Raw genomic sequence first — 25,734 nt, 5'->3', positions numbered from 1 at the left:
CACACTGGTCTCGCTGAGGTTGACCGCAGGGCAGATCGTTGCGCCCTCGATCCGATGAAGGGGTGCTGATGGCCGTCAGAAAGACCGTGTCTCCGGCGACCGCCGACACCTCGACCCCGTCCCCGTCGAAGCCCGCGACCCAAAAGAGCACCGTGACGAAGACTGCTGCCAAGACCACGACCACCGCCGCCAAGAAGGCGCCCGCCAAGAAGGCCGCTGCGGCCAAGAAGGCGCCGGCGAAGAAGGCGGCCGCCAAGAAGACCGCGGCGAAGGCCGACCAGGTCGACGTCTCCGGCGACGACACGTCCGCCGCGACGACCCTGGTCGACGCGACCGGCAAGAAGGTGCTGCCGGACATCTCCGACACCGAGTTCGAGAAGGACCTGGCGACCGACCCGACGCTGAAGGAGGACGAGAAGTCCGGCTTCACGCTGTCGGCGGCCGACGAGTCCGACGAGCCCGTCCAGCAGGTCATGGTCGCCGGCGCCACCGCCGACCCGGTCAAGGACTACCTCAAGCAGATCGGCAAGGTCGCGCTGCTGACCGCCGCCGAGGAGGTCGAGCTCGCCAAGCGCATCGAGGCCGGCCTGTTCTCGGAGGAGAAGCTGGCCGCCGGCGGCAAGATCACGCCGAAGGTGCTCGAGGAGCTCGAGTGGATCGTCCAGGACGGTCGCCGGGCCAAGAACCACCTGCTCGAGGCCAACCTGCGACTCGTCGTCTCGCTGGCCAAGCGCTACACCGGCCGCGGCATGCTCTTCCTGGACCTGATCCAGGAGGGCAACCTGGGCCTCATCCGCGCGGTGGAGAAGTTCGACTACACCAAGGGCTTCAAGTTCTCGACCTACGCCACCTGGTGGATCCGTCAGGCGATCACCCGCGCGATGGCCGACCAGGCCCGCACCATCCGCATCCCGGTGCACATGGTCGAGGTCATCAACAAGCTCGCCCGCGTCCAGCGCCAGATGCTGCAGGACCTGGGCCGCGAGCCCACGCCCGAGGAGCTCGCCAAGGAGCTCGACATGACGCCCGAGAAGGTCGTCGAGGTGCAGAAGTACGGCCGCGAGCCGATCTCGCTGCACACCCCGCTGGGCGAGGACGGCGACAGCGAGTTCGGCGACCTGATCGAGGACTCCGAGGCCATCGTCCCGGCCGACGCGGTCTCGTTCACGCTGCTGCAGGAGCAGCTGCACGCGGTGCTCGACACGCTCAGCGAGCGCGAGGCGGGCGTCGTCTCGATGCGCTTCGGCCTGACCGACGGCCAGCCCAAGACGCTCGACGAGATCGGCAAGGTCTACGGCGTGACGCGTGAGCGCATCCGTCAGATCGAGTCCAAGACGATGAGCAAGCTGCGCCACCCGTCGCGCTCGCAGGTGCTGCGCGACTACCTCGACTGAGTCACGCCAGACGAAGGGCCCCGGTTCCGTGCGGACCGGGGCCCTTCGTCGTCCGAGCAACGCACGCGCGCGAGCATCTGCGGGCTCGGCTGTTGCCACTCTCGGCAACGAAAGGTACATTGCAGTGTGGCTGAAGAGCTGACCGCTGCACAGGTTCTCCGTCGCGCCCGAGAGGCGCGTGGTATTTCCTTGCGTGCCGCAGCATCGGACATGGGTCTGGCGGCATCACAACTTTCTCGTATGGAGCGCGGCTTGAGGGGCGTCTCGACGGAGTCGGCTGGCCAGCTCCGCCAATATTACGGATTGTCTGACGATGAAATGGCACTGGCAGAGGGGCGCGTGCCTGCTGACGTAATGAGGATTCTTCTCGAGAATCCCGACTTAATCGAGCTCATCCGGAAGAAAGGTCGTGGCGTGTGACCGCGCCTTGGGATACGTTGCTCATCGGGACCCGGGTCGATGGGTACGAGATCGTTGAGCATCTTGGTGGCGGCGGTTTTTGCGACGTTTTCAGAATCGTCCATGATTCGACCGGCGACAGTCGCGCACTGAAGGTCCTGAATCCCACACCTGATTCGGACGCGTCGACCGAATTTGAGCGGGAGGCGCGTCTCTTGACCTCTCTCCAAGGTTCTTCGAATGTTGTCGCGATGGACGGTGATAGGCGGACCGTCAAAGTGATGCTTGAGGCGGTGGGTTCGGGGGTGCCATTCACTATGGAACTCCCATGCATCATTCTTGAGCTGGCCGACTGCTGTCTCGAGGAACTGATCTGCGCGCCCGACGACCTCGCACTGCTGGAGAAGTTCCGACTCTGGCGGGCGGTGGTTCTCGGTGTGCACCAAATGCACATGCGAAATGTCGTCCACAGGGACATGAAGTCAGCAAACTGCCTCGTCTTCGTCGGGAGCTCGATAGGAAGGGAGGGGTGTAAAGTCTCGGATCTGGGGCGCTCGAGGTCACTGGGAGAGCCCCCTGTTCATGCTCTCGACGACTATGTTCTCGGGCGCGGAGACTTGAGGTTCGCGCCTCCCGAATTCTTGTGGGCGCAAGGGGACGATAGCGCTCTCACCCACCGTTGCGCTGACTTGTATGGGCTTGGGTCTGTTCTGTTTGAGATCATTGTTGGTGTCGGGATATCGTCATTGGCCATCAATCCCGACGGGCAGCTTCTAGCAAGAAATCAAGCAAATGTCCGTGCTGGTCTACGTGCCGACTTGTCGTCGCTGCGGTCGCAGTATGAGCGGTCCTTCGATCTGTTCGAGTCTGCACTACCTAGGAACGTTGCCTCTTACGCGACATCTTTGCTCAGAGTGCTTTGCGATCCGGTGCCCGCCGAGAGGTTGAAAATTACTCGTGGCCGCAAGGTGAATCTTCCCCCTGAGTCCTTGGAATGGTTGCTTCGACGCATAGATATTGTGATCAAGCGTCTAGAGATCTCTGAGAAAGAAAACCGACGTCCTAAGGAGAGTTATGGCCGGCGTTAGTGCTCTCGACGCCCCGCGGGTAAGCCCAGCGGCTAGGAGCGTGCCGCATGCTGTTCGCCCCGGGGATGTAGGCGAGCAACTTCGTGAGCGTGACAATGGGCCTCGTCTTTCCCGCACTGTCTCAGGAGAGGTAATCTCACGCAACCTCCGCGATCTGCAACGGCGTAGTCTGGAATTTGCGGAGCGAATGAACACTCCAACCGGCTGGGTGCGCGCAATGCAGTCCGCTCGCATGAGCGGTGATGTGGAGGTCGCCATTGATGCTGCGCGGCGTTCGCTTGTATCTTTGGCCGATGCGCGTGTAACCCGTACGGCGGACGCTGCCCTGCTTGAGGTCGCAGGCGAAGAATTGATCCGGGCGGGCCTTTTCGGTGAGCTCCAAATGCACTTGGACAATGTTGGCGCGCGGCGCCCGGATTTGCCGAGTACTCGACTTTGGGCGATCGTCCTCGCAAACGAGGGACAGTTTTCAGAGGCGTTGTCGTTGTTGGACAATTCGGAGCGGGATGATTCTCTTGATATCCGCGCTTATCTGGAACTCGAGCTGGGAAATCCCCACGTCGCGATCAAGCACCTGCGAAGTCGCCTGCGATCCGGCTTCAACACGCCTCAGGACCATATGAATCTGGCGTTCGCCTACTGGCGGGTTGGTTCCTACGCGAAGGCGATCAAGTCCGCTAGAGAGGCGGCTTTGCTAGCTCCTGGTCGTAAAGACATCTCACTCGATTCGCTTCGCCTGATGTTGGGTGCGGGGATGGTCTCGGAGGTGCTTGCCGAGGTTCGTCGGCTCAAGACACGCGGTATAGATGACCCTGATCTATTGCGTCTAGAGGCCGAAGCTCTGGATCAGATGGATCGAAAGCCTGAGGCGATGAGGGTCCTGCGTCGTGCCGGAAATCATCCGGCTGCGACGGAATCGCTTAGGTCGGAAGCGGAATTGTATTCTTCCGTACTGGGTGCTCGCCTAGGCCTGAACGCTCGCGCTGATGTTTTTGTGAAGGTCCTTGATGCGTGTAGGCAATCGGTCTCGTCCAATCTGGTCGATTGGTTGGTCGAAATGGGTGACACCAAGCGGGACGGGGAGATCGTCGAGAGCCTCTATGACAGAATTCGACATGAATTCACTCGAAACTATGCACTTCGCTTGGAATCCCACATCGCATTTCTGAAGCAAGATTGGGAGACTTCTCTGAATAGAGCCCGCGAACTTCTGGAGCGGGACGAATTCAATGAATTCGCTATCGGTAACGTTGCTATGCTGGAGGGACACCTCTTCGAGCGGTGGGAACCAGCCATCTCGTTGGTTCGACGGATGGAGAGGAAGGGGTTGATCGCTGGTCGTTACATGGTCAACCAGAGTGCTTTTATTCTTGCCTCAGGCGGTTACGGCGATGAAGCCTTGAAGATCCTCGGACGTGCCTCCAACCTGGACCCGGTCATGTTGGCCACGCGAGGCCTCGCACGAATGGCGGCGGGTGACTTCAGTGGAGGCGCGAGGGACTACCGTGACGCTTTCAGCGCTATTCCACGTGGGCCGCGTCAGGCCGCCATGCGCGGTCTGATGGCGGTCTACGAGGCTCAGGGTATGTACCGGTTGGGTATCGTGGAACGGCAAGACCCTGTCGAGATCCAAGGTAATTCGCTGCCGGTTTCAGAACTTGAAGGGATCGATGATTCGGACTCTAGTGTTGCTTTGTTGAAGGAGAGCGCGCTGCGAAACGGATGGCCCTGGCCTACCCTCTTCTAGTTGATCCGCCTTGTATCCGGTACCGACGGCCAGCCCAAGACGCTTGACGAGATCGGCAGGGTCTACGGCGCGACGCGTGAGCGCATCCGCCAGATCGAGTCCAAGACGATGAGCAAGCTGCGTCACCCGTCGCGCTCGCAGGTGCTGCGCGACTACCTCGACTGAGTCACGCCAGGCGAAGGGCTCCGGTTCCATGCGGACCGGGGCCCTTCGCCGTCCCGGGCGGCAGGTCTTGGCCACCACCCTTAGCCTGGGGATCCGCCCGGACGAGGGGAGCGTCGTGGACCGCAGGAGCGTCACCCAGCAGGTGATCAAGTACGCGCCTGTCGTGGCCAAGCAGCTGCCGAGGCTGTGGCCGCTGCTGCTGGAGTCGCGCAACCGGGACAAGGTCACCGGCCTGTTCCGCGACCTGGCCGACACGTCCCCGGCCAAGCGGCTCCAGGCCCGACTCGAGCTGACCGCAGCGCTGGCCGAGCGGATCGGCGACGAGGCCGCGTCCCCGCAGGAGAAGGAGCAGGCCGTCGCGTGGCGCGACCGTGCCCGCAACCTGCAGCGTCGCGTCGACATGCCGGTCGGCGGGGTGCGGGCGAAGGCCGCGCACCGACGAGCGGTCCGCGCGCAGCTCGACGCGCTGCACGCCGAGATGGACGCGCACCTGGGCGGACCGGGGTCGTCGCGGCCCTTGCCGTCGTCGCCGCCGGAGGCCTAGCGTCCGTGGATGGACCTGTTCTCCGGACTCCCGGTGACCGAGATGGCCCGGGCCGCCGCCTGGTACGAGCGCCTCCTGGGCGAGCCGGCGACGTTCGTGGCGTCCCCGCAGGAGTCGGTGTGGGACCTGGCGGAAGGGCGCGCGATCTTCGTTGAGCTCGCCCCCGAGCACGCCGGGCACGCCCGGGTGCTCTTGTTCGTGGACGACCTCGAGGCGCGGGTCGCCGAGATTGCGGCGCGCGGGCTGGAGCCTGTGTCGCGCGAGGAGTACCCGAACGGCGTGCGGAAGGTGAACTACCTCGACCCGGACGGCAATCAGGTCGGGCTGGGCGGGCTCACGGCCGTCGACGCCGGGGGAGCGGAGTAGCCCGGCGAAGTTGTTGACCGTTCAGCAGCCATCGGGCGAAGCAAGTTGCCCGCTGCGTTGGTCGCGGTTCTACTCAGCAACGGGTACATGCGTGACAGTGATGGTCCTGATCTCGGACTCGGGGACCATCAGTCTGTCGCCCGGTAGGGGCGTGACCGGTTGGGTCGAGGAGTAGTAGGAGAGCGGATCCCCGAGTGCCAGGTCTCGCCCGAGACCTAGTGGAATGCCGTCATAGTCCGACACTTGGCCCCGGAGGACCCGTCCGTCCTTGAGCTCCACCTCAGCGAACGCGGCATGACCGGACGGGGCGCCGCCGAGGATTTCATGCCACGTTGACTCTCCCGAGATCCTCTCGTGGCGACATCGGTAGATGGTGGCCGCGACCCAGGAAAGCGTGACCGCGCAGCCTGTCATTGCCGCGAGCACGATCGCGGTCGTCCTGATGTCATCCGTACTGGTGTACTGGGCGCCGCGCAGAGTTTGGACGACCGTCGAGATTCGTTCAGGGCAGATGATGCTGGCAGCTATGACCGTCGGGAGCGTAAAGACGAAGCCGGAGGCAATCAGAGATATGGCTTCTTCGAGTCCGGACTGGTTGAGCTTCGGCGCGCGATGTTGGCTGGTGCCCTGAGCGTAGATATATCCCGGGACTACCGCGCAGAGAAGCAGGACACCGACAAGAGAGGCAGCCAGCACGTGCGGACTAGGAGCTGGAAGGGTCGGAGTCGTTTACCGGCGCCTGCACCGGCGCAGACGGTGGCGGGGGCGCGATGATTTTCTGCTGGCCAACGTGGTTGGAGCCCTTGGTGAACTCGCCCTCTCGCGATTCCTTCGGGACACCCTGAACGGACCGCTTGTTTTCATTCGTCATGGGGGCCATTCTGACAGGTGCCAGCCGCGGGCGGGGCATTTGTCAGCGCCCAGCGCACCTCTCCCTCACCCATGCCCGCACCCTAGGGGGCCGGGGACGCGCAAGGGCCCGGTTCCGAGTGGAACCGGGCCCTGCGGTGGAAGTCTGGGTGTGTCGGGGTGGCTCAGGCCTCGTCGTCGGCGGCGATGGCCGGGGTCGCCACGAGGCGTCCGGTCTCGTCGTGGATGCGGCTCGAGACCTCGCGCAGCTTGTCCTCGTGCTCCCGCGCGTGGTGCGCGCAGAACAGCAGCTCACCGCCGCTGCCGAGCGTGACCCGGACGTACGCCTGCGCGCCGCAACGATCGCACCGGTCGGTGGCGTTCAGCGTGGGCTCTGCGAGTGTCTCCACAGTGACCTTCTCTCCTGGTCGTCGGGTCCGTGCGTTGTCGCTCTGGTCAACATCCAACCACGAAGGGCTATTCCGGGGCGGTCGAGGTGACCTGTGTCCCACGATCCTCGCCGATCGGCCCAAACCCGCGCATCCTGAGGCGTGTCCGACGCCGATTCCGTAGGAGCCGGTCGTTATCGTGGAGCAGTCAATCTCCCCGGCGTCCCAGGGCGCCACGCACCGAGGCAGGCCGCACCATCGAGAGCACGTACGACGCCCGCAACCTCCTGGTCCTGGAAGGACTCGAGGCGGTCCGCAAGCGACCCGGCATGTACATCGGGTCGACCGACACCCGCGGCCTCATGCACTGCCTGTGGGAGATCATCGACAACGCCGTCGACGAGGCGCTCGGTGGCTTCTGTGAGCACATCGACATCCTGCTGCACGCCGACGGCTCCGTGGAGGTCCGCGACGACGGCCGCGGCATCCCGGTCGACGTCGAGCCGAAGACCGGCCTGACCGGCGTCGAGGTCGTCTTCACCAAGCTGCACGCCGGCGGCAAGTTCGGCGGCGGCTCCTACAACGCCACCGGCGGACTGCACGGCGTCGGCGCCTCGGTCGTCAACGCGCTGTCGCAGCGCCTCGACGTCGAGGTCGACAAGGGCGGGGCCACCTGGGCCATGTCGTTCCGCCGCGGCGTCCCCGGCGTCTTCGACGGCGACGGGCCGGACGCGCCCTTCACGCCGACCAACGAGCTGCGCAAGGTCGCCAAGGTCAAGAAGACGGCCAGCGGCACGCGCGTGCGGTACTGGTCGGACCCGCAGATCTTCATCAAGGACGCGGCCTTCGGCTACGACAACCTCGTGGCCCGCGCCCGCCAGACCACGTTCCTGGTGCCGGGCCTGGAGATCGTCATCCGCGACGAGCGGGCCGGCGAGCTGCACGAGGAGAAGTTCCGCCACGAGGGCGGCATCTCGGAGTTCTGCGACTTCCTGGCCGCCGACGAGCCGGTCACCGACGTGCTGCGCCTGCAGGGCCAGGGCACGTTCACCGAGACCGTCCCCGTGCTCGACGAGCACGGCCACATGACCCCGCAGGACGTCGAGCGCGAGCTGGGCGTCGACATCGCCGTGCGATGGGGCACCGGCTACGAGAACGACTTGCGCTCGTTCGTCAACATCATCGCCACGCCCAAGGGCGGCACCCACGTGCAGGGCTTCGAGCGGGCGCTGACCAAGACGTTCAACGAGGTGCTGCGCGCCAGCCGCGTGCTCAAGGCCAACGACGCCGACGTCACCAAGGACGACGTGCTCGAGGGGCTCACCGCGGTCGTGACCGTGCGCCTGGCCGAGCCGCAGTTCGAGGGTCAGACCAAGGAGGTGCTGGGCACGCCGCCGGTGACCCGCATCGTCAACAAGGTCGTCGCCGCCGAGCTCAAGACGTTCCTGACGTCCACCAAGACCGCCCAGAAGGCCAAGGCCCGCCTGGTCATGGACAAGGTCGCCTCGGCCGCCCGCACCCGCCTGCTGGCCCGTCAGCAGCGCGACACGCAGCGGCGCAAGAACGCGCTGGAGTCCAGCGCGCTGCCGGCCAAGCTGGCCGACTGCCGGGCCACCGACGCCGAGCGCACCGAGCTGTTCATCGTCGAGGGCGACTCCGCGCTCGGCACCGCCAAGGCGGCGCGCGACTCGGAGTTCCAGGCGCTGCTGCCCATCCGCGGCAAGATCCTCAACGTCCAGAAGGCGTCCATCGGCGACATGCTGAAGAACGCCGAGTGCTCCTCGATCATCCAGGTCGTGGGCGCCGGCTCCGGGCGCACGTTCGACCTGGACGCCGCGCGGTACGGCCGGGTCATCTTCATGGCCGACGCCGACTCCGACGGCGCGCACATCCGTTGCCTGCTGGCGACGCTGTTCTTCCGCTACATGCGCCCGCTCGTCGAGGCCGGCCGGGTCTACTCGGCCGTCCCGCCGCTGCACCGCATCGAGCTGGTCAACCCCAAGAAGGGGCAGGACAAGTACGTCTACACGTACTCCGACCCCGAGCTGCAGCGCACGCTCGCGTCGCTGGCCAAGAAGGGCGTCCGCTGGAAGGACCCGGTCCAGCGCTACAAGGGCCTGGGCGAGATGGACGCGCACCAGCTGGCCGAGACCACGATGGAGCCCCAGCACCGCACCCTGCGCCGTCTGACGATGGACGACGCGGAGGAGGCCAGCGAGGTCTTCGAGCTGCTCATGGGCAACGAGGTTGCCCCGCGCAAGCAGTTCATCGTGGCCAACGGCGGCAACATCAGCGACGACGACCTGGACTTCTGACGGCAGGGCGCTCGGGGGGTGCGCGCCTTGCCGGGGACGTGTTCACTAGGCCTCGCCGGGGAACGCTCTCCGGCCCGCCGTCGGGCGTCCCGGCGTCGCCGACGAGGGAGAGAACCCTGCACGCAGCCGATGACCTCGTGGTCCTGCTCGACGCCGAGCACCGGCCGTCGGGCACCGCGCCGCGCACCGAGGTGCACACCGCGCGCACGCCGCTCCACCTGGCCTTCTCCTGCTACCTGCTCGACGACTCCGGACGCGTGCTGCTGACCCGGCGCGCCACGTCCAAGCAGACCTTCGCCGGGGTGTGGACCAACTCCTTCTGCGGGCACCCGCGACCGGGCGAGCCGATGGAGGACGCCGTGCACCGCTACGCCGTGCGCGAGCTCGGCACGACGGTGCGCGACCTGCACTGCGTCCTGCCCTCGTTCCGCTACCGCGCCGTCGACGCGTCCGGGATCGTCGAGAACGAGCTCTGCCCCGTCTTCGTCGCCACCTGCGACGGCCCGCTCGCGCCGAACCCCGACGAGGTCGACGCCCTGCGCTGGGTGAGCGAGGACGAGCTCCGCGGCGCCGTCGCGGCCGCCCCGTGGGCGCTCAGCCCGTGGATGGTCGAGCAGGTGGCCGAGCTCGGCCTCGCCGGCAGCACCTGGGGACGGGTGGCCTCGTGATGCTGCTCGGAGGTCGGGGGTCCGGCCGGCCGTCCCCGGCCGACCAGTACGACGCGCTCGCGACGTCGACCGCGCGCCTGGTGATCCGCCGCTACTCGACGTCGTTCGGCCTGGCCGCACGACTGCTCGACGAGCCCGTGCGCACTCACGTCCGCAACGTCTACGCGCTCGTGCGGGTCGCCGACGAGATCGTCGACGCGCCGCGGCCGGGCGAGAGCGACGACGCGCGCCGCACGCTGCTCGACGCGCTGGAGACCGAGACGCTCGCCGCGATGGCCAGCGGCCACAGCGCCAACCTGGTCGTGCACGCGTTCGCCCGCACCGCCGTGGCCTGCGGCATCGAGCCGGAGCTGGTCACGCCGTTCTTCGCCTCCATGCGCACCGACCTGGACGTCCTCGAGCACGACCAGGCGAGCCTGGACGCCTACGTGTACGGGTCGGCCGAGGTCGTGGGCCTCATGTGCCTGCGGGCGTTCCTGCGCGAGGAGCCCGACCCGCAGGCCGCCTACGAGGCCCTCCGTCCGGGCGCGTGCCGCCTGGGGGCGGCGTTCCAGAAGCTCAACTTCCTGCGCGACCTGGCCGCCGACCACCGCGAGCTCGGCCGTCGCTACTTCCCGGACGTCGACCCGGCCACGCTCACGTCCGCCGAGCGCGACGCCCTGCTCGACGACGTCGACGCCGACCTACGGGTCGCCGCCGCGGCGATCGAGCAGCTCCCGCCCGGCAGCCGGCGCGCGGTCCGCGTCGCGCACACGCTGTTCGCCGAGCTGGGTCGCCGGCTGCGCGAGGCGCCGGTCGAGCAGGTCCGCACCGAGCGTGTCCGGGTCCCGAACGTCGTGAAGTCGCGCCTGGTGGCGCGCGAGCTGCTGCGGGGACGCTGGTGAGCGCGCGCGAGCCGGGGCGTGCCGTCGTCGTCGGTGGCGGGGTGGCCGGACTGGCCACCGCGTCGCTGCTGGCCCGCGACGGCTGGACGGTCGACCTGGTCGAGAAGCAGCCCGACCTCGGCGGCCGGGCCGGCACCTGGGAGCAGGACGGCTTCCGCTTCGACACCGGGCCGTCGTGGTACCTCATGCCCGAGGTGTTCGACCACTTCTTCCGGCTCATGGGAACCAGCGCCGCGGACGAGCTGGACCTCGTCCGGCTCGACCCGGCGTACCGGGTGTTCTTCGAGCAGCACGACGAGCCGCTCGAGATGACCGGCGACCGTGCCGCCAACGTCGCCGCGTTCGAGGCCGTCGAGCCGGGCGCGGGCACGGCGCTCGAGCGCTACCTGGACTCGGCCCGCGACGTCTACGACCTGGCCGTCCAGCGCTTCCTCTACGGCACGTTCGCGTCGCGCACGTCCATCGTGCGGCCGGACGTGCTCCGTCGCGGCCCGCGGCTCGCGCGCATGCTCACGCAGTCGCTGGAGTCGTTCGTGGCCGGACGGTTCACCGACCCGCGGCTGCGCCAGGTCCTGGGCTACCCGGCGGTCTTCCTGGGCACCTCGCCGGAGCGCGCGCCGAGCCTGTACCACCTCATGAGCTGGCTCGACCTCGACGACGGCGTCTACTACCCCCAGGGCGGCTTCGGCACGTTCGTGGACGCGCTGGTGCGCGTCGCCGAGCGGGCCGGGGTCCGCCTGCACACCTCCACGGCCGCCACGGCGGTCGAGGTCGAGCGCGACGGACGTCCGCGGGTGCGCGGCGTGCGGGTCCGCAGCGCGGACGGCGCCGACACGCTCGTCGAGGCCGACCTCGTCGTCGGTGCGGCCGACCTGCACCACGTCGAGACCCGGCTCGTCCCGGCCGACCTGCGCACGTACGACGAGGACTACTGGGCCCGTCGCGACCCCGGCCCCGGCGCGGTGCTGGCCTGCCTGGGCGTGCGCGGTGCCCTGCCCGAGCTGGCCCACCACACGCTCTTCTTCACCGAGGACTGGCGCTCCAACTTCGACGCCATCTTCGAGCGTCCGACCCGGGTGCCCGACCCGGCGTCGCTGTACGTGTGCCGTCCGTCCGCCACCGACCCGAGCGTCGCGCCCGCGGGCCACGAGAACCTGTTCGTCCTCGTACCGGTGCCCGCCGACCCCGGGCTCGGCCGCGGTGGTGTCGACGGCGGGGGAGACGCGGTCGTCGAGAAGGCGGTCGACGCGGCCATCGCGACGATCGCGGCCAAGGCCGGCGTGCCCGACCTGGCCGAACGGGTCGTCGTGCGGCGCTCGATCGCGCCTGGCGACTTCGCCGCGGACCTCAATGCCTGGTCCGGCGGCGCGCTCGGTCCGGCCCACGTGCTGCGGCAGAGCGCGTTCTTCCGCGCCGGCAACGCCTCGCGGAGGATCGACGGCCTGGTCTACGCCGGCAACGGCACCATCCCGGGCATCGGACTGCCCATGTGCCTGATCAGCGCCGAGCTGGCGCTCAAGCGCGTGCGCGGCGACCGCACCACCACCCCGCTGCCGGTGGGGGAGGGCGCATGACCGAGCGGAGCGAGGGAACGTTCAGCGCGGTCATGGGCGGGTCTCCGTACCGTGGCTTCTTCACGGAGGTCCGTCCATGACGTCGCTGTACCTGCTGGCGATCGTCGGGTCGACGGTGTGCATGGGGCTGGTCGACCGGCGCTGGCGGCTGTTCCTGTTCGACCGTCCGCGGTTCGCGCTGGGCGTCGTGGCGGCCGGGGTGGCGTTCTTCCTGGCCTGGGACCTCGTGGCGATCTCGCTGGGCATCTACGAGCGGGGCGACTCGCCCGCGATGACCGGTCTCGAGCTGGCCGACGAGCTGCCGGTCGAGGAGATCTTCTTCGTGCTGTTCTTCTGCTACCTCACGATGGTGCTGCACCGGCTCCTGCTGCGGGTCGTGCTGCCCGCGCTCGACGCCCGCGGCCCGCGGGAGAGGAGCGTCCGATGACGTACGCGACGCTCGCCCTGCCGTTCGTCGGCCTCGCCGTCGTCGTGCTCGTCGTGGCCGCGGTCGTCCGGCGTCCGGGACGCCGCTGGTGGCTGGCGACCGTCCTGACCCTGGTCGCGCTGCTCGTGCTCACGGCGGTGTTCGACAACGTCATGATCGCCGCCGACCTGTTCCGCTACGACGACGCGATCACGTCCGGGCTGCGCGTCGGCCTGGCCCCGCTGGAGGACTTCGCCTGGCCGCTGGCCGCCGGGCTGGGCCTGCCCGCGCTCGCGCTGCTGGCCCGTCGCGAGGACGTGGCCGCGTGAGTGCCGCGTCCGTCGGCGGCACGCCCGCACCCAGTCCGCTGCGCCAGGTGCTGGGCTCGTCGCGCCCGCTGAGCTGGGTGAACACGGCCTACCCGTTCGGCGCGGCCTACCTGCTCGCCGGCGGCGGCGTCGACCTCGCGTTCGTGATCGGCGTCCTGTACTTCCTGGTGCCCTACAACCTGCTCATGTACGGCGTGAACGACGTCTTCGACTACGAGTCCGACGTGCGCAACCCGCGCAAGGGCGGGGTCGAGGGCGTGGTGCTCGACCGCCGGGTGCACCGCACGACGATCGTCGCGGCGGTGGCCAGCAACGTCCCGTTCCTGGCCGCGCTGCTCGTGCTGGGCGACGTGCGCTCGGCCCTCGTGCTGACGGTGAGCGTGTTCGCCGTCGTCGCGTACTCGGCCCCGGTGCTGCGCTTCAAGGAGCGCCCGTTCCTGGACTCCGTCACGTCCAGCACGCACTTCGTCAGCCCCGCCGTGGTCGGCCTGGCGCTCGCCGGTGCCTCGATCGGTGACAACGCCGCCGCGCTCGTCGGGTTCTTCCTGTGGGGCATGGGCTCGCACGCCTTCGGCGCGGTGCAGGACGTCGAGGCCGACCGGGCCGGGGGCATCGGGTCGATCGGCACCGTGCTCGGCTCCGCACCCACGACCTGGTTCGCGCTCGGCTGCTACGTCGTCGGCGGGCTCGTGCTGCTCACGCTGCCCTGGCCGTACACGCTCGCCGGCGCGCTCGCGGTGCCGTACGTGCTGAACGTGCTGCCGTTCGTGCGGCTGCGCGACGCCGACTGCGAGCGGGCCAACGCCGGCTGGCGGCGGTTCCTGTGGCTGAACTACCTGACCGGCTTCCTGCTCACCCAGCTGCTGATCTGGCCCCACGTCTCCTGGTGACGGTCGCGCCACCGCAGCCACGGCGGGCTGGTGCGCCAGTTCAGCTCGAGGGTGCGCCGGGCGCGTCCGAACCGGCGGCGCATCTGCACTCCGCCGCGCAGCGACCGGGCCGAGACCCCCACGACGACCGGCACGAGCCGGATGCGGCGGCGCGGCCCGAGCACGAACGCCAGGTCCATGTCGTCGTGGACGTCCGCCTCGCGGTGGACGGCCGTCGACACCTCGGCCCAGGACGTGCGGCGCAGGGCCATGTTCGAGCCCCACAGCGCGGTGTGACCGAGCGCCAGGTGCGAGGTCACGTAGTAGGCGCCGAGGTAGAGGACGGTCAGCAGCGTGCGGCTGCCGCGCGGTGCGTCGCGGAACACGCCCAGCCCGGTCACCGCGTCGAGCCCGGAGTCGTGCTCGAGCGGGGCGACGAGCCGCTCCAGCCAGCGCGGGCCCGGCAGGCTGTCGGCGTCGCAGCGGACGATCACGTCGCCGGCCGCCGCGTCGTAGCCGGTGGCGGCCGCGTGCGGGATGCCGCGGCGCGGCTCGGTCACGACCCGGGCGCCGTACGCGCGGGCCACCGCGACCGAGGTGTCGGTGGAGCCGTTGTCGACCACGACGACCTCGTCGGGGCGTCGGGTCTGCCGCCCGAGCCGGTCCAAGCAGCGGGCGAGGGCGGTCGCGTCGTCCAGCACGGGCACGACGACGGAGACCGAGCCGCGGTCGGCGGTCACCGGTCCGCGTCCGTGCGGCGGGAGAGCGGGACGGCGGCCGCCACGGCACCCAGGGCGCCGGCCAGCAGGTCGCCGACGGTGTCGCTCGTGCCGACCTGGATGCGGTCGTCCAGGTAGGTGTGGCCCAGCCACTCGCCGACCTCCCACACCACGGCGAGCGCCAGGCCGAGGGCGACGGTGGTCATGGCCGACGCCAGGCGGGAGCGGGGCGCCCCCGGCTCGGGCAGCAGCCGGACCCGCGCGAGCGTCAGGTGGGCGACCGCAGCGACCAGGCCGGTCGCGACGGCGTGGACGACCAGGTCGAGCCAGTCGACGGCCTCGTACCAGTCGAGCTGGGCGGCCCACGCCGCGAGCAGGATGGTGGCGCAGAACGGCACGTCCAGCGCCGTCGGCAGGCCCAGGGCCCGGGGCAGCATGGTGCCGCCGAGGACCAGCAGGAACAGCGCGGCACCGACGAACCCGTACAGCGGGACGGCGACGGCGAGGCTCACCAGCGCGGCAGCGCGCAGCAGGTCGCCCGCCACCCACGTGGGGGAGGCGGGCGACCGGGGGTCGGCGGGCTCGGCGGCCCGGCTCAGAGGCGTCGCAGGCACTGTTCCATCTGTTCCGCGGCGTCGTCGCCGAGCTTCTTGAGGCCGAGCGGCAGCAGCGGCTCGACCAGCTTGGCCGCGCCCTGCGGGTGGAACTCGGCGACGTAGCGCACCGTCGTCCGCGGGCCGTCCTGCTCGATCGTGATGGTGTCGTGCAGCTTCACCGAGCCCGCGTCGCCGTCGAGCTCGAGCCGGTGCGGCGCCTCGTGGACGACCACCGTGTACGTCACCTCGGTCTCCTTGCCCAGCAGCTTGGAGACGTTGCGGTAGACGGTGCCCACGCCGCCGTCGCCCGAGACGCGTTCGGTCGACTGCGTCGGCGGGTCCCACTGCTCGGTCGTGGTGAAGTCGGACAGGAAGTCCCACACCGCCTGCTGGTCGGCGTCCACGGTGATGGTGCGGTCGATGTCGGGCACGGTCGTCTCCGGGGGGATCGAGGAAGGGTCACCGGCGTCGTACCCGGGGGCCGACGCCGTGAACCGTCCTACTCCTGGACCGGCGCGAGCAGGCCGGAGTCGACGTCGTAGACGAAGCCGCCGACCTTCGCCCGGTCGCCGATGAGCGGGTGGCTGCGGACACGGTGCAGGTCGTGGCGGATGGTCTGCTGCTGGTCGGTGATCGCGCCCAGCGTCATCCAGGACGCGTCGAGGCCGGCGCTCTGCGTCAGCGCCTCGTGCAGCTCGTGCTCGGGCTTGGAGGCCATCGCGCAGCGCGTGTGCTCGACGACCAGGATCCGCTCGACGCCGAGCAGGTGGACGCCCAGCACGAGGGCGACCAGGGCCTGGTCGGTGACGCGGCCGCCGGGGTTGCGCAGGATCTTCGCGTCGCCGGGCTTGAGCCCGATCATCCCCAGCGGGTCGATGCGCGAGTCCATGCAGGTCACCATGGCGACGCCGGCGCGGGCGACGCCGTCGAAGCCGGCGAGGTCGAAGTCGGACGCGAAGTCCGCGTTGGCGTTCAGGAGGTCGTCGAAATCACCCATGACGGCGAGGGTATCGACACTCAGGCGCGGCGTCGCGGCAGCACCCAGAGAGCGAGAAGAGCGGCCACCACGGCGCACACCGCGGCGCCCACGAACACCGCGTGGAGCTGGCTGATGCCCGCGTCGACGACGGCCTCCCGGTACGCCTTGCAGGCCGCGGCCTGCCCGCCGCACAGCTGCTCGGCCGGCGGGATGTCCTCGGCCGCGTCGTGGAACGCGCGCAGCCCGATCGTGGTGAGCACCGAGATGCCGACGAGCATGCCGACCATCCGCGAGACCACGAGCAGGCCGCTGGCCACGCCGTGGACGTCGTCGGGCGTGCGCTCGAGCAGGGCCGCGTTGACCGGGGCGAGGGCCAGGCCGAAGCCGAGCCCGGCGACGACCAGCGAGAGCGTCTCGACGGGGGACTCCAGCGCGGTGCGGTCCCACGTCGCCATGTGGGCGAACGAGCCCGCGGTGAGCACGAGCGCCACGGCGGTGAGCGGGGCGGGGGCGACCCGGCGCAGCAGCCAGCCGCCGAGCACGGCACCGATCGGCAGCGCGACCAGGAACCGCACGAGGACGAACGCGGCGGCGACCTGGTCGTCGCGGTGGATGGTGAGCCGGGCGAAGAACGGGATGTCGACGAGCGCGGCGATGAGCGAGGCGCCGACGAAGAACGACACGAGCACCGCGCCCCACGCCGCACGGTCGGCGAGGGTGCCCGGGGGCACGAGGGGGTGGGCCGCCCGCCGCTGGCGGACGGCGAAGGCCACGAAGCAGACGACGGCGAGCGGGAGCAGCCACCAGGCGGCCTCGCTGATCGCGGCGGACTCCGGCTCGGCCGACGCGAACGAGACGATGACGGCGCCGAGCCCCGCGCACAGCAGGACGGCGCCGGGGACGTCCGTGCGGCGCAGCACGTCGCCCCACCCGCGCCACTGCACGAGCGGTCGCCGCGCGGTCGCGGTGCGCACCAGCAGGAGCACGACGAGCACGTAGAGCGCCAGGGCCATCGGGGTCAGCCACTTTGACTCGCCGCCGTCGACGGGCAGCCACGCGCGCCCGGTGTCGACGCCCTCCACCAGCCGCTGCGGCGGCGACATGGTGAGCACGAGCGCGGTGACCGCGGCGAGCAGCAGCACGGCGCCCAGCACGTCCGGCCATGGGCGGCGGGGCCCGGGCTCGGTCTCGTCGGGCTCGGTCGTGCGCGTGCGGCCCGCGAGCTGCAGCAGCCCGGCGGCCAGCAGCAGGCCGACGGCGGTGTTGAGCCAGAAGATGGCCCGCCAGTCCGCCACGGCGAGCACGACGGCGCCCAGCACCGGGCCGAGGACGCTGCCGAGCTCCTGGACAGCGCCCACGACGCCGAGCGGGAGCCCCCGCCGGTGCGGTGGCCACAGGTCGGCCACCAGGGCGAGCGTGGGCGGCACGAGCCCACCACCGCCGACGCCCTGCAGGAAGCGCCCGGCGACGATCGACTCCAGGTCGTACGCCGCGGCCGTGACGACCGACCCGAGCGCGAAGACGAACAGGGTGCCGACCAGGACGGGCAGGCGACCACGCAGGTCGCTGATGCGGCCGACGAGCGGCAGGATGCCCACGTAGCCGAGCAGGAAGCCCGACACGATCGGGGCGGCGCGCTGCAGCTCGTCCACGCCGAGGCCGGACGCGCTCATCATGTCCGGCAGGGCCAGCACGACGACGTAGGTGTCGGCGGCGGCGAAGCAGACGGCCGCGGCGGCCAGGCCCAGCAGGGCGTAGGACGCCCGGCTCACGGTCGCGGGCATGTCAGGGCTTGGTGATCTCGACCGGCTCGTCGGAGGTGCTGACCGTGAGCGTGTAGGTGACGTCGGAGTCGTCGTAGAACGGGCCCTTGACGGTGGCGTCGCGCAGCGCGTCGTCGTCGTCCAGGCGCCACTCGACGTCGAACTCACCGTCGACGTCGGCGGACGGGATGAGCGCCTGCACGTCGCCGCCCTCGAGGGTGCCGGTGATCGTGCGCAGGACGTCCTGGCCGTCGCGCTTCTCGCCGCCGTCCTCGAGGTCCTCGGTGGCGGTGAGCAGGCCCGAGACGCCCTTGCCGGCCGCGAACAGCGACGCCGGGTCGGGAGCCTTCAGCGTGGCCGGGTCGATGGCCAGGAAGGCGGGGGAGAAGCCGGTCTTGGCCCACACCGACCCGCCGGTGGCGACGACGTCGGCGTCCAGGCTCGCGCCGCCGGTAACCACGGTGACGGTGCCCTGGAACGCCGGCGTGTGGTTGCCCTGGCCCTTGGCCGAGAGCAGTCCGGTGACGCCGCTGGGCAGCTCCTTGGTCGCCAGCGTGAGGTCGATCGTCTCGGCCGCGTCCAGGGTCTCCTGCGCGGTCGCGAGGCGGTCGGCGAGCGCGCCGGTGCCGGCCTCGCCGCCCCCGTCGTCACCTCCCGTGCAGGCGGTCAGCGTGAGCGTCAGGGCGGCCGCGACGGCGGCGACTCGGGTCATCACGTGGTCAGTCTGGCACGACGCGCGTCGTCAGCAGGGCCGACGCGGGCGCCGAGACGGCGAGCACCGGCTGGGCGAGCGGCACGCCCGACCCGTCACGGCGCTCCGTCGGCTCGGGCAGGTCGACCGCGGTGCCCGACGAGGCGCAGGCCTGGGCGGGCGCCTGGCCGGCCCAGGCCAGGACGAGCGCGTCCTCGCCCTTGAGCAGGCGGTGGCAGCGGACGCCACCGGTGGCGCGCCCCTTCGCCGGGTACTGCGCCAACGGCGTGACCTTGGCCGAGCCGGTCTGGGTGCCCGGCAGGGCGTCGCTGGAGCCGGAGATCGTGACGACCTGCGCGGTGTCGACGTCCGCGACGGCGCCGAACGACACGACGTGGGCCCCGGAGGCCAGCTTGATGCCGGCGACGCCACCGCCCGAGCGGCCCTGCGGACGCACGAGGGACGCCGAGAAGCGCAGCAGCTGGGTGTCGCTGGTGACGAACACCAGCTCCTCCTCGCCGGTCACGAGCGGCACGGCGCCGACGAGCGAGTCGCCGTCCTCGAGCCGGATGACCTCCCAGCTGTCGCGGCCGAGCTGCTCGGGACGCACGCGCTTGACCACGCCCTGCTTGGTGCCCAGCGCCAGGCCGGGCACGTCGTCCTCGAACGTCATGAGCGCGAGCGGCTGGCCCTCGACCGCCGGCAGGTCGCGGACCGGGACGCCGCCCTGCAGGTTCGGCGCCGACGCGGTGCCGGGCAGCGCGGGCAGCTCCAGGACGCTGAGCCGGTGGACGCGGCCGTCCGTCGTGACGACCCCGACCTCCCCGCGCGCGGTGCTGCGCACGGCGGCGACGATCGTGTCGTGCTTGGTGCGGCGGCCCTCGGCGCTGAGCGGGGAGTCGTCGTTGGTGCGGGCCATGAGGCCGGTGGCGGACAGCAGCACCCAGCACGGATCGTCCGGCACCTCGGCGGACGCCGTCGCCGTGACCGTCTGGCCGGCCGACTCGAGCAGCACCGTGCGGCGGGCGTCGCCGAAGCGGGTGGCGACGTCGGCCAGCTCGCCGCCGACGACCGCGCGCAGCATGGCGTCGTCGGCCAGGATCGCGTCGAGCTCGGCGATGCGGCGGGTCAGCTCGTCGCGCTCCTTCTCCAGCTCCATCCGGGCCAGGCGGGTGAGGCTGCCGAGCGTCCGGTCGAGGATGTGGTTGGCCTGGATCTCGGACAGGTCGAACACGTCGATGAGCCGCTGGCGCGCCTGCTCGCGGTTCTCGCTGGAGCGGATGAGCTGGATGACCTCGTCGATGTCCAGGATCGCGACGAGCAGGCCCTCGACCTTGTGCAGCTGGTCGGCGGCCTTGGTGCGACGGAACTGGCTGCGCCGGCGCACGACCGTGTAGCGGTGCTGCAGGAAGACCTCGAGCATCTGCTTGAGCGTCAGCGTGCGCGGCTGGCCGTCGACGAGCGCCACCGCGTTGATGCTGAAGGACGTCTCCAGCGGCGTGTGCTTGTAGAGCTGCTCGAGCAGCACCTCGGGCACGAAGCCGTTCTTGACCTCGATCACCAGGTGCAGGCCCTTGTGCCGGTCCGAGAGGTTCTTCAGGTCCGAGATGCCCTGGATCTTCTTGCTCTGGACGAGCTTCTTGATCGCCTCGACGACCTTCTCCGGCCCGACGTTGTAGGGCAGCTCGGTGACGACGATGCCCTTCTTGCGCGGCGTGACGTTCTCGATGCGGGCGGTGGCGCGCATCTTGAAGCTGCCGTTGCCGGTGGCGTACGCGTCGCGGACGCCGTCGAGGCCGACGATCTTGCCGCCGCTGGGCAGGTCCGGGCCCGGGATGAACCGCATGAGGTCGTCGAGCTCGGCCTGCGGGTGATCGATCAGGTGGCGCAGCGCGCCGACGACCTCGACCACGTTGTGCGGCGCGATGTTGGTGGCCATGCCGACCGCGATGCCGGACGCGCCGTTGACCAGCAGGGCCGGGATGGCGGCGGGCAGCACGACCGGCTCGGTCTCGCGGCCGTCGTAGTTGGGCCGGAAGTCGACGGTGTCCTCGTCCAGCGAGGCGGTCATCGCCTCGGCGGCCTCGGCCATGCGGCACTCGGTGTACCGCATGGCGGCCGGGCCGTCGTCGAGGTCGCCGAAGTTGCCGTGGCCGTCGATGAACGGCACGCGCAGCGCCCACGACTGGGCCTGGCGCACGAGCGCGTCGTAGATGGCGGTGTCGCCGTGCGGGTGCAGGCGTCCCATCACCTCGCCGACGACGCGGGCGCTCTTCACGTGGCCGCGGTCGTGGCGCAGGTTCTGCTCGTCCATCGTGTAGAGGATCCGGCGCTGCACGGGCTTGAGGCCGTCGCGCGCGTCGGGGAGCGCCCGGGCGTAGATGACCGAGTACGCGTACTCCAGGAAGCTCGAGCGCATCTCCTCCGACACGTCCGTGTCGACGATGTGCTCCTCGAACTCCTCGACGGGCGCGGTGGTCCTGGCCATCGGGTGGATCTCCTCGGGGGACGGGGACGGGACGTCCCATTGTCGCCGCCGGGCCCGCGCGGACGGACACCGCCACGCCGGTCCGCGCCCGGTGCGGCCCGGAGCGGTAGGTTGAGGGCGTGACGAGCACGCCGCCATGGGTCGAGCACTGGGAGGCGGACGTCCTGCTCAAGGACGGGCGCGTCGCCCAGATCCGCGCCATCCAGCCCGAGGACGCCGACGACTTCGTGGCGTTCTACTCCCGGGTCTCCGACGAGTCCAAGTACCTGCGCTTCTTCGCGCCCTACCCGACGCTGTCGCAGCGCGACGTCACGCGCTTCACGACGGTCGACCACGACCGCCGCGTGGCCTTCGTCGTGACGGTGCAGGACCACATCATCGCGGTGGGCCGCTACGACGCCGTCGACGACGACGAGGCCGAGGTCGCCTTCCTGGTCGAGGACGCCCACCAGGGCCGCGGCATCTCCCAGCTGCTGCTCGAGCACCTGGCCCAGGCCGGGCGAGAGCGCGGCATCCGCCAGTTCGTCGCCGAGGTGCTGCCGGCCAACGTCCGGATGCTGCAGGTGTTCCGCGAGATGGGCTACACCGTCTCCGGCGAGCTGGCCGAGGGCGTGCAGCGGCTCACCTTCCCGCTCGACCCCACCGAGACCGCGCTCGGCGTCATGCGCGCCCGCGAGCAACGGGCCGAGGCGGCGTCCATCTCGCGCATCTTCGGCGCCCGCAGCGTCGCCGTGGTCGGCGCCAGCCGCCGGCAGGACTCGATCGGCCAGGCGATGGTGCGCAACCTCGTCCTGGGCGACTACTCCGGCTCGGTCTACGCGGTGAACTCCGCCGCCGAGGCCGTGTCGGGCCTGCCCGCGTACAAGACGGTCAGCGACATCCCGCACGACGTCGACCTGGCCATCGTGGCCGTGCCGGCCGAGTCGGTCGCCGACGTCGTGCTCGACTGCGCCGCCAAGGGCGTCCACGGCCTGGTCGTCATCTCGGCCGGCTTCGCCGAGGAGGGCGCGGAGGGGCGGCAGCGCCAGCGCCGGCTGCTCGGCCTGAGCCGCTCGTACGGCCTGCGGCTGGTCGGCCCCAACTGCCTGGGCATCATCAACACCGCCTCGGACGTCCGCCTGAACGCGTCGCTGTCGCCCACGATGCCGCCTCCCGGCCGCGTCGGGTTCTTCTGCCAGTCCGGAGCGCTGGGCACCGCGATCCTGGAGTCGGTCTCGCGCCGCGGCCTGGGCCTGTCCACCTTCGTGTCGGCCGGCAACCGCGCCGACGTCTCGGGCAACGACCTGCTGCAGTACTGGCAGGAGGACTCGGCCACCGAGGTCGTCCTGCTGTACCTGGAGTCGATCGGCAACCCGCGCAAGTTCTCGCGACTGGCCCGCCGCCTGTCGCGCGAGAAGCCGATCGTCGCGGTGAAGTCCGGCCGCACCACCCAGGGCGTCCCGGTCGGCCACGCGGTCAAGCGCACCGCCGCGCCGCAGTGGGCCGTCGACGCCATGTTCCGCCAGGCCGGCGTCATCCAGGTCGACACCCTGGAGGAGATGTTCGACGTCGCGCAGATCCTGGCCCACCAGCCGCTGCCCAGCGGCAACCGCGTGGCCGTGGTCGGCAACTCCGACGCCATGGGGCTGCTCGTCGCCGACGCCGCCACGGCGTCCGGCCTGCGGGTCGGCCAGCCGGTCGCCCTGGGCGCCGGGGCCGGGCCCGAGGACTTCGAGATCGCGATCGAGAAGGCACTGGCCAACCCCGATGTCGACGCGCTCGTCGTCGTCTACATCCCGCCGTTGAACCAGAGCGGCGAGGAGGTCGCGCAGGTGCTGGCCGCGGTCGGCGAGCAGTCCGACAAGCCGATCGTGTCCTCGTTCCTGGCCAGCGAGGGCGTCCCCGAGCTGCTCCGCGTCCCCGACCTCGAGGGCGCGGCAGGACGCGGCTCGGTGCCGTCGTACTCCGCGCCCGAGGCCGCCGTCCGCGCCCTGGCCCGGGTCGTCAACTACGCCGAGTGGGCCGCCCGCGAGCACGGCGAGTTCCGCTCCGGCCACGAGTTCCGCTCCGGCGACGCCCGCGCCCTCGTCGAGGACGTGCTCAAGGCCGCCCCGCGCGGCGCGATCCTGTCCACCGACCAGGTCCACGACCTGCTGGCCTGCTACGGCATCGACATGTGGACGTGGATCAACGTCCACGACGAGGCCGAGGCGGTGGCGGCGGGGGAGTCCCTGGGCTGGAACGTCGTGCTCAAGGCCGGCAGCGAGCACCTGCGCGCCCGGCCCGACCTCGCCCACGTCTGGCGCGGCATCACCGACGCCGACGACATGCGCAAGGCGTGGCGCGAGATGAACACCTGGGTCGGCATGCGCCGCGACACCCAGTTCTTCGTCCAGAAGCAGGCGCCCGACGGCGTCGCGGTCTCGTTCAGCGCCACCGAGGACCCGCTGTTCGGCCCGCTCGTCTCGTTCGGCCTGGCCGGGGCCCCGAGCGAGCTGCTCGGCGACCGCGCCTACGGCATCCCGCCGCTGACCGACGTCGACGCCGAGGAGATGATCTCCGGCCTGCGCTCCGCGCCGCTGCTGTACGGCTATCGCGGTGCCGAGCCGGTCGACGTCAACGCGCTGGAGGACATCATCCTGCGGCTCGCCGCGCTCAAGGACGACCTGCCCGAGGTCAGCGAGCTCGACGTCGAGCCGGTGCACGTCAGCGCCGACGGCAGCTGGGTGCTCTCGGCCCGCGCCAAGGTGACGCCGTCGGAGGACCGGCGCGGCGAGTGGTACGTGCGCCGCCTCAGCCAGCCGGCGGGCGCGGGCGATACGCTGTCGGGGTGACCGGCCCCCAGAACGACGCGCTCTTCGCCGCGGTCTCGCAGAGCGGGTACCACCCCGAGGTGGTGGCCGCCGGCCTGCGTGACGCGCTCGCCGACGAGGACGTCCTCGCCTACGTGCTGCACCACGAGCCGACCTTCGACCGTGACGAGGTGCGCCGTCACCTGACCGCCCTGGCCCTGACGCCCTCGCGGCTCGTGCTGGTGCACACCGACGAGCACCCGGCGGACACGCTGCTGCCTAAGCCGTACACGTCCACGACGAGCGAGGCGGTGCCGCTCAGCGCGGTGACGTCGGTCGTCGTCACGCGCATGGTGCCCGAGGGCTCGCGGGGCGTCGTCGAGGCCGTGCTGACGATCGGCTGGGGCGCGGTGTCGCGCGTCGAGCTCGAGCCCGCCCAGTGCGAGGACCCGAACTGCGAGGCCGACCACGGCTACTCCGGCACGCTGTCCAGCGACGACTTCTCGCTGCGGCTCAGCGCGGTCGCCGAGGGCGGCACCGCGGTCGAGCAGCTGCTCGAGCTCGCCCGCCGGCTCTCGGAGGCCACGTCCCGCACGGCCCTGCCCCGGTGAGCGCGCCCGGCGGCGCCGCGCCGCTGCTGCCCGCCTACGGGGGCCGCTCGCTCGACATGGTGCTGCCGGCGGTCGCCCACCGCCTGGGCCTGCCCGGCTTCGCCGACCCGTTCGACCTGCCCGAAACCTCGCGGTACCTGGTCATGCTGGTCGACGGGCTCGGCTCGGACCTGCTCGAGGAGCACGCCGACCTGGCCCCGTTCCTGTCGCGCCTGGCCACCCGCGAGCCGATCACCTGCGGCGTCCCGTCGACGACCGCGACCAGCCTGACCTCGCTGGGCACCGGCCTGGCCCCGGGCCGGCACGGCGTCACCGGCTTCACCTCGCGCATCCCCGGCACCAACCGCCGGCTCAACTCGCTGACCTGGGACGACCGGGTCGACCCGCTGGAGTGGCAGCCGCACCCGACCATGCTGCGCCGCATCCACGACGCCGGCGTGCCGGTCACCGTCGTCAACCAGGCCCGCTTCGCCGGCAGCGGGCTCACCGCGGTCAGCCAGCACGGTGTGCCGTTCGCGGGCATCGAGAACCAGTGGGAGCAGCTGGACGTCTGCCTGGACGCCCTCGAGGCGACCGACCGGGCCGTCGTCTACACCTACGAGCCGCGGCTCGACCACGTCGGGCACCGCCAGGGCTGCCGCTCGCAGGAGTGGCGCGACACCCTCGTCGCCGTCGACGCGGACGTCCGCCAGCTGCACGAGGAGCTGCCCCCGGGCACGACGCTCGTCGTCACGGCCGACCACGGCATGATCGACCTGCCCGCGGACGACCGCTTCGACGTGGCCGACCACCCGCGCCTGCTCGACGACGTCGAGGTGCTGGCCGGCGAGGCCCGGCTGCGCCACCTGCACGTGCGCCCCGGCGCCATGCACGACGTGGCGCGCCGCTGGCGCGACGCCGTGGGCGACCGCGCGCTCGTCCGCACCCGCGACGACGGGCTCGAGGACTGGTTCGGCCCGCTCGACGGCTCGGTGGCCGAGCGCGTCGGCGACGTGGTGGTCGCCGCCCTGGGCGACTTCGGCGTGTTCGCCACCCGCGACTTCCCCTCCGAGATCGGCATGGTCGGGTTCCACGGCTCGATCACGGGTCCGGAGATGCGCATCCCGCTGCTCGTGGCGACGTCCTGACCC

General features: G+C 70.6%; 25 protein-coding genes and 1 pseudogene. 17 read left to right on the top strand and 9 right to left on the bottom strand.

Going from position 1 to position 25,734, the window contains the following annotated elements:
* The first annotated feature begins 68 nt into the window (after positions 1 to 68).
* The 7 genes and pseudogenes from E0W78_RS02825 to E0W78_RS02795 all read left to right on the top strand — a co-directional run bounded on the left by E0W78_RS02825 (position 69) and on the right by E0W78_RS02795 (position 5,703).
* Entirely contained in the window at positions 69 to 1,394 is a 1,326-nt protein-coding gene (locus tag E0W78_RS02825; protein WP_131402326.1) for an RNA polymerase sigma factor, read from the top strand.
* A 126-nt stretch (positions 1,395 to 1,520) separates the two neighbouring features.
* Positions 1,521 to 1,814 carry a helix-turn-helix transcriptional regulator gene (locus tag E0W78_RS02820; RefSeq protein ID WP_165570378.1) on the top strand — a complete coding sequence of 98 codons (294 nt, stop codon included), beginning with the start codon at positions 1,521 to 1,523 and terminating at the stop codon, positions 1,812 to 1,814.
* Positions 1,811 to 2,881: a protein kinase gene (locus E0W78_RS02815; RefSeq protein WP_131402324.1), complete on the top strand. Its 1,071-nt coding sequence runs from the start codon at positions 1,811 to 1,813 to the stop codon at positions 2,879 to 2,881. The genes E0W78_RS02820 and E0W78_RS02815 overlap by 4 nt, the downstream gene beginning before the upstream one ends.
* A gap of 232 nt (positions 2,882 to 3,113) precedes the next feature.
* Positions 3,114 to 4,628: a hypothetical protein gene (locus E0W78_RS02810; RefSeq protein ID WP_131402323.1), complete on the top strand. Its 1,515-nt coding sequence runs from the start codon at positions 3,114 to 3,116 to the stop codon at positions 4,626 to 4,628.
* 21 nt (positions 4,629 to 4,649) lie between these two features.
* Positions 4,650 to 4,793, top strand: a pseudogene (locus E0W78_RS02805) (sigma factor-like helix-turn-helix DNA-binding protein); the annotation flags it as partial.
* A gap of 115 nt (positions 4,794 to 4,908) precedes the next feature.
* Positions 4,909 to 5,337 (top strand): hypothetical protein, encoded by a 429-nt coding sequence (locus E0W78_RS02800; protein ID WP_131402322.1) that lies wholly within the window; start codon positions 4,909 to 4,911, stop codon positions 5,335 to 5,337.
* A 9-nt stretch (positions 5,338 to 5,346) separates the two neighbouring features.
* Positions 5,347 to 5,703 (top strand): VOC family protein, encoded by a 357-nt coding sequence (locus E0W78_RS02795; protein WP_131402321.1) that lies wholly within the window; start codon positions 5,347 to 5,349, stop codon positions 5,701 to 5,703.
* A gap of 69 nt (positions 5,704 to 5,772) precedes the next feature.
* Here E0W78_RS02795 and E0W78_RS02790 read toward each other — a convergent pair whose 3' ends face one another.
* Together E0W78_RS02790 and E0W78_RS02785 are read right to left on the bottom strand one after the other, a co-directional pair.
* Positions 5,773 to 6,399, bottom strand: a complete 627-nt coding sequence (locus E0W78_RS02790) for a DUF6338 family protein (protein WP_131402320.1) — start codon at positions 6,397 to 6,399, stop codon at positions 5,773 to 5,775.
* 338 nt (positions 6,400 to 6,737) lie between these two features.
* Complete coding sequence (locus E0W78_RS02785; RefSeq protein WP_131402319.1) at positions 6,738 to 6,962, bottom strand: hypothetical protein; 225 nt, start codon at positions 6,960 to 6,962, stop codon at positions 6,738 to 6,740.
* A 236-nt stretch (positions 6,963 to 7,198) separates the two neighbouring features.
* On the opposite strand from E0W78_RS02785, the gene E0W78_RS02780 reads away from it, so the two are divergent.
* The 7 genes from E0W78_RS02780 (at position 7,199) to E0W78_RS02750 (ending at position 14,007) form a co-directional block, all read left to right on the top strand.
* Positions 7,199 to 9,256 (top strand): DNA topoisomerase IV subunit B, encoded by a 2,058-nt coding sequence (locus E0W78_RS02780; protein WP_131402573.1) that lies wholly within the window; start codon positions 7,199 to 7,201, stop codon positions 9,254 to 9,256.
* A 137-nt stretch (positions 9,257 to 9,393) separates the two neighbouring features.
* A complete protein-coding gene (gene idi / locus E0W78_RS02775; RefSeq protein WP_242686200.1) occupies positions 9,394 to 9,924 on the top strand; it encodes an isopentenyl-diphosphate Delta-isomerase in 531 nt (176 codons plus the stop codon).
* Entirely contained in the window at positions 9,924 to 10,808 is an 885-nt protein-coding gene (locus E0W78_RS02770; RefSeq protein WP_131402571.1) for a squalene/phytoene synthase family protein, read from the top strand. Before idi ends, E0W78_RS02770 begins: the two co-directional genes overlap by 1 nt.
* The gene (gene crtI, locus E0W78_RS02765; protein ID WP_131402318.1) at positions 10,805 to 12,382 is read left to right on the top strand and encodes a phytoene desaturase family protein; all 1,578 of its coding nucleotides are present in this window, start codon (positions 10,805 to 10,807) and stop codon (positions 12,380 to 12,382) included. Before E0W78_RS02770 ends, crtI begins: the two co-directional genes overlap by 4 nt.
* Before the next feature lie 76 nt (positions 12,383 to 12,458).
* On the top strand, positions 12,459 to 12,809 hold the full coding sequence (locus tag E0W78_RS02760; protein WP_131402317.1) for a lycopene cyclase domain-containing protein: 351 nt from the start codon (positions 12,459 to 12,461) through the stop codon (positions 12,807 to 12,809).
* The gene (locus tag E0W78_RS02755; protein WP_131402316.1) at positions 12,806 to 13,117 is read left to right on the top strand and encodes a lycopene cyclase domain-containing protein; all 312 of its coding nucleotides are present in this window, start codon (positions 12,806 to 12,808) and stop codon (positions 13,115 to 13,117) included. The genes E0W78_RS02760 and E0W78_RS02755 overlap by 4 nt, the downstream gene beginning before the upstream one ends.
* Entirely contained in the window at positions 13,114 to 14,007 is an 894-nt protein-coding gene (locus tag E0W78_RS02750) for a prenyltransferase (RefSeq protein ID WP_131402315.1), read from the top strand. The genes E0W78_RS02755 and E0W78_RS02750 overlap by 4 nt, the downstream gene beginning before the upstream one ends.
* On the opposite strand, the gene E0W78_RS02745 is transcribed toward E0W78_RS02750, so the two are convergent.
* The 7 genes from E0W78_RS02745 to E0W78_RS02715 all read right to left on the bottom strand — a co-directional run bounded on the left by E0W78_RS02745 (position 13,950) and on the right by E0W78_RS02715 (position 21,222).
* Positions 13,950 to 14,726: a glycosyltransferase family 2 protein gene (locus tag E0W78_RS02745; RefSeq protein ID WP_131402314.1), complete on the bottom strand. Its 777-nt coding sequence runs from the start codon at positions 14,724 to 14,726 to the stop codon at positions 13,950 to 13,952. The genes E0W78_RS02750 and E0W78_RS02745 overlap by 58 nt on opposite strands.
* Positions 14,723 to 15,319 (bottom strand): hypothetical protein, encoded by a 597-nt coding sequence (locus E0W78_RS02740; protein ID WP_207392599.1) that lies wholly within the window; start codon positions 15,317 to 15,319, stop codon positions 14,723 to 14,725. The genes E0W78_RS02745 and E0W78_RS02740 overlap by 4 nt, the downstream gene beginning before the upstream one ends.
* On the bottom strand, positions 15,301 to 15,732 hold the full coding sequence (locus E0W78_RS02735; protein WP_019145551.1) for an SRPBCC family protein: 432 nt from the start codon (positions 15,730 to 15,732) through the stop codon (positions 15,301 to 15,303). Before E0W78_RS02735 ends, E0W78_RS02740 begins: the two co-directional genes overlap by 19 nt.
* A gap of 68 nt (positions 15,733 to 15,800) precedes the next feature.
* On the bottom strand, positions 15,801 to 16,298 hold the full coding sequence (locus E0W78_RS02730) for a carbonic anhydrase (RefSeq protein WP_131402313.1): 498 nt from the start codon (positions 16,296 to 16,298) through the stop codon (positions 15,801 to 15,803).
* A gap of 20 nt (positions 16,299 to 16,318) precedes the next feature.
* Positions 16,319 to 18,064, bottom strand: coding sequence for an MFS transporter (locus E0W78_RS02725; protein WP_131402312.1), 1,746 nt, complete (start codon positions 18,062 to 18,064; stop codon positions 16,319 to 16,321).
* A 1-nt stretch (position 18,065) separates the two neighbouring features.
* Complete coding sequence (locus E0W78_RS16410; RefSeq protein ID WP_242686215.1) at positions 18,066 to 18,755, bottom strand: LppX_LprAFG lipoprotein; 690 nt, start codon at positions 18,753 to 18,755, stop codon at positions 18,066 to 18,068.
* A 7-nt stretch (positions 18,756 to 18,762) separates the two neighbouring features.
* Positions 18,763 to 21,222, bottom strand: a complete 2,460-nt coding sequence (locus E0W78_RS02715; protein ID WP_131402311.1) for a DNA topoisomerase IV subunit A — start codon at positions 21,220 to 21,222, stop codon at positions 18,763 to 18,765.
* Positions 21,223 to 21,341: 119 nt separating this feature from the next.
* On the opposite strand from E0W78_RS02715, the gene E0W78_RS02710 reads away from it, so the two are divergent.
* From E0W78_RS02710 to E0W78_RS02700, 3 genes are read left to right on the top strand one after another with little or no spacing between them, the layout of a single operon-like run.
* Complete coding sequence (locus E0W78_RS02710; protein WP_131402310.1) at positions 21,342 to 24,035, top strand: bifunctional GNAT family N-acetyltransferase/acetate--CoA ligase family protein; 2,694 nt, start codon at positions 21,342 to 21,344, stop codon at positions 24,033 to 24,035.
* Complete coding sequence (locus E0W78_RS02705; RefSeq protein ID WP_131402309.1) at positions 24,032 to 24,604, top strand: DUF5998 family protein; 573 nt, start codon at positions 24,032 to 24,034, stop codon at positions 24,602 to 24,604. Before E0W78_RS02710 ends, E0W78_RS02705 begins: the two co-directional genes overlap by 4 nt.
* Positions 24,601 to 25,731: a nucleotide pyrophosphatase/phosphodiesterase family protein gene (locus E0W78_RS02700; protein WP_242686199.1), complete on the top strand. Its 1,131-nt coding sequence runs from the start codon at positions 24,601 to 24,603 to the stop codon at positions 25,729 to 25,731. The genes E0W78_RS02705 and E0W78_RS02700 overlap by 4 nt, the downstream gene beginning before the upstream one ends.
* Positions 25,732 to 25,734 lie beyond the last annotated feature (3 nt).

Source organism: Aeromicrobium sp. IC_218, assembly GCF_004336805.1.
GTDB lineage: Bacteria > Actinomycetota > Actinomycetes > Propionibacteriales > Nocardioidaceae > Aeromicrobium.
The sequence above is the reverse complement of the archived record's forward strand: the minus strand, read 5'-3'. Positions and strand labels throughout refer to the sequence as shown.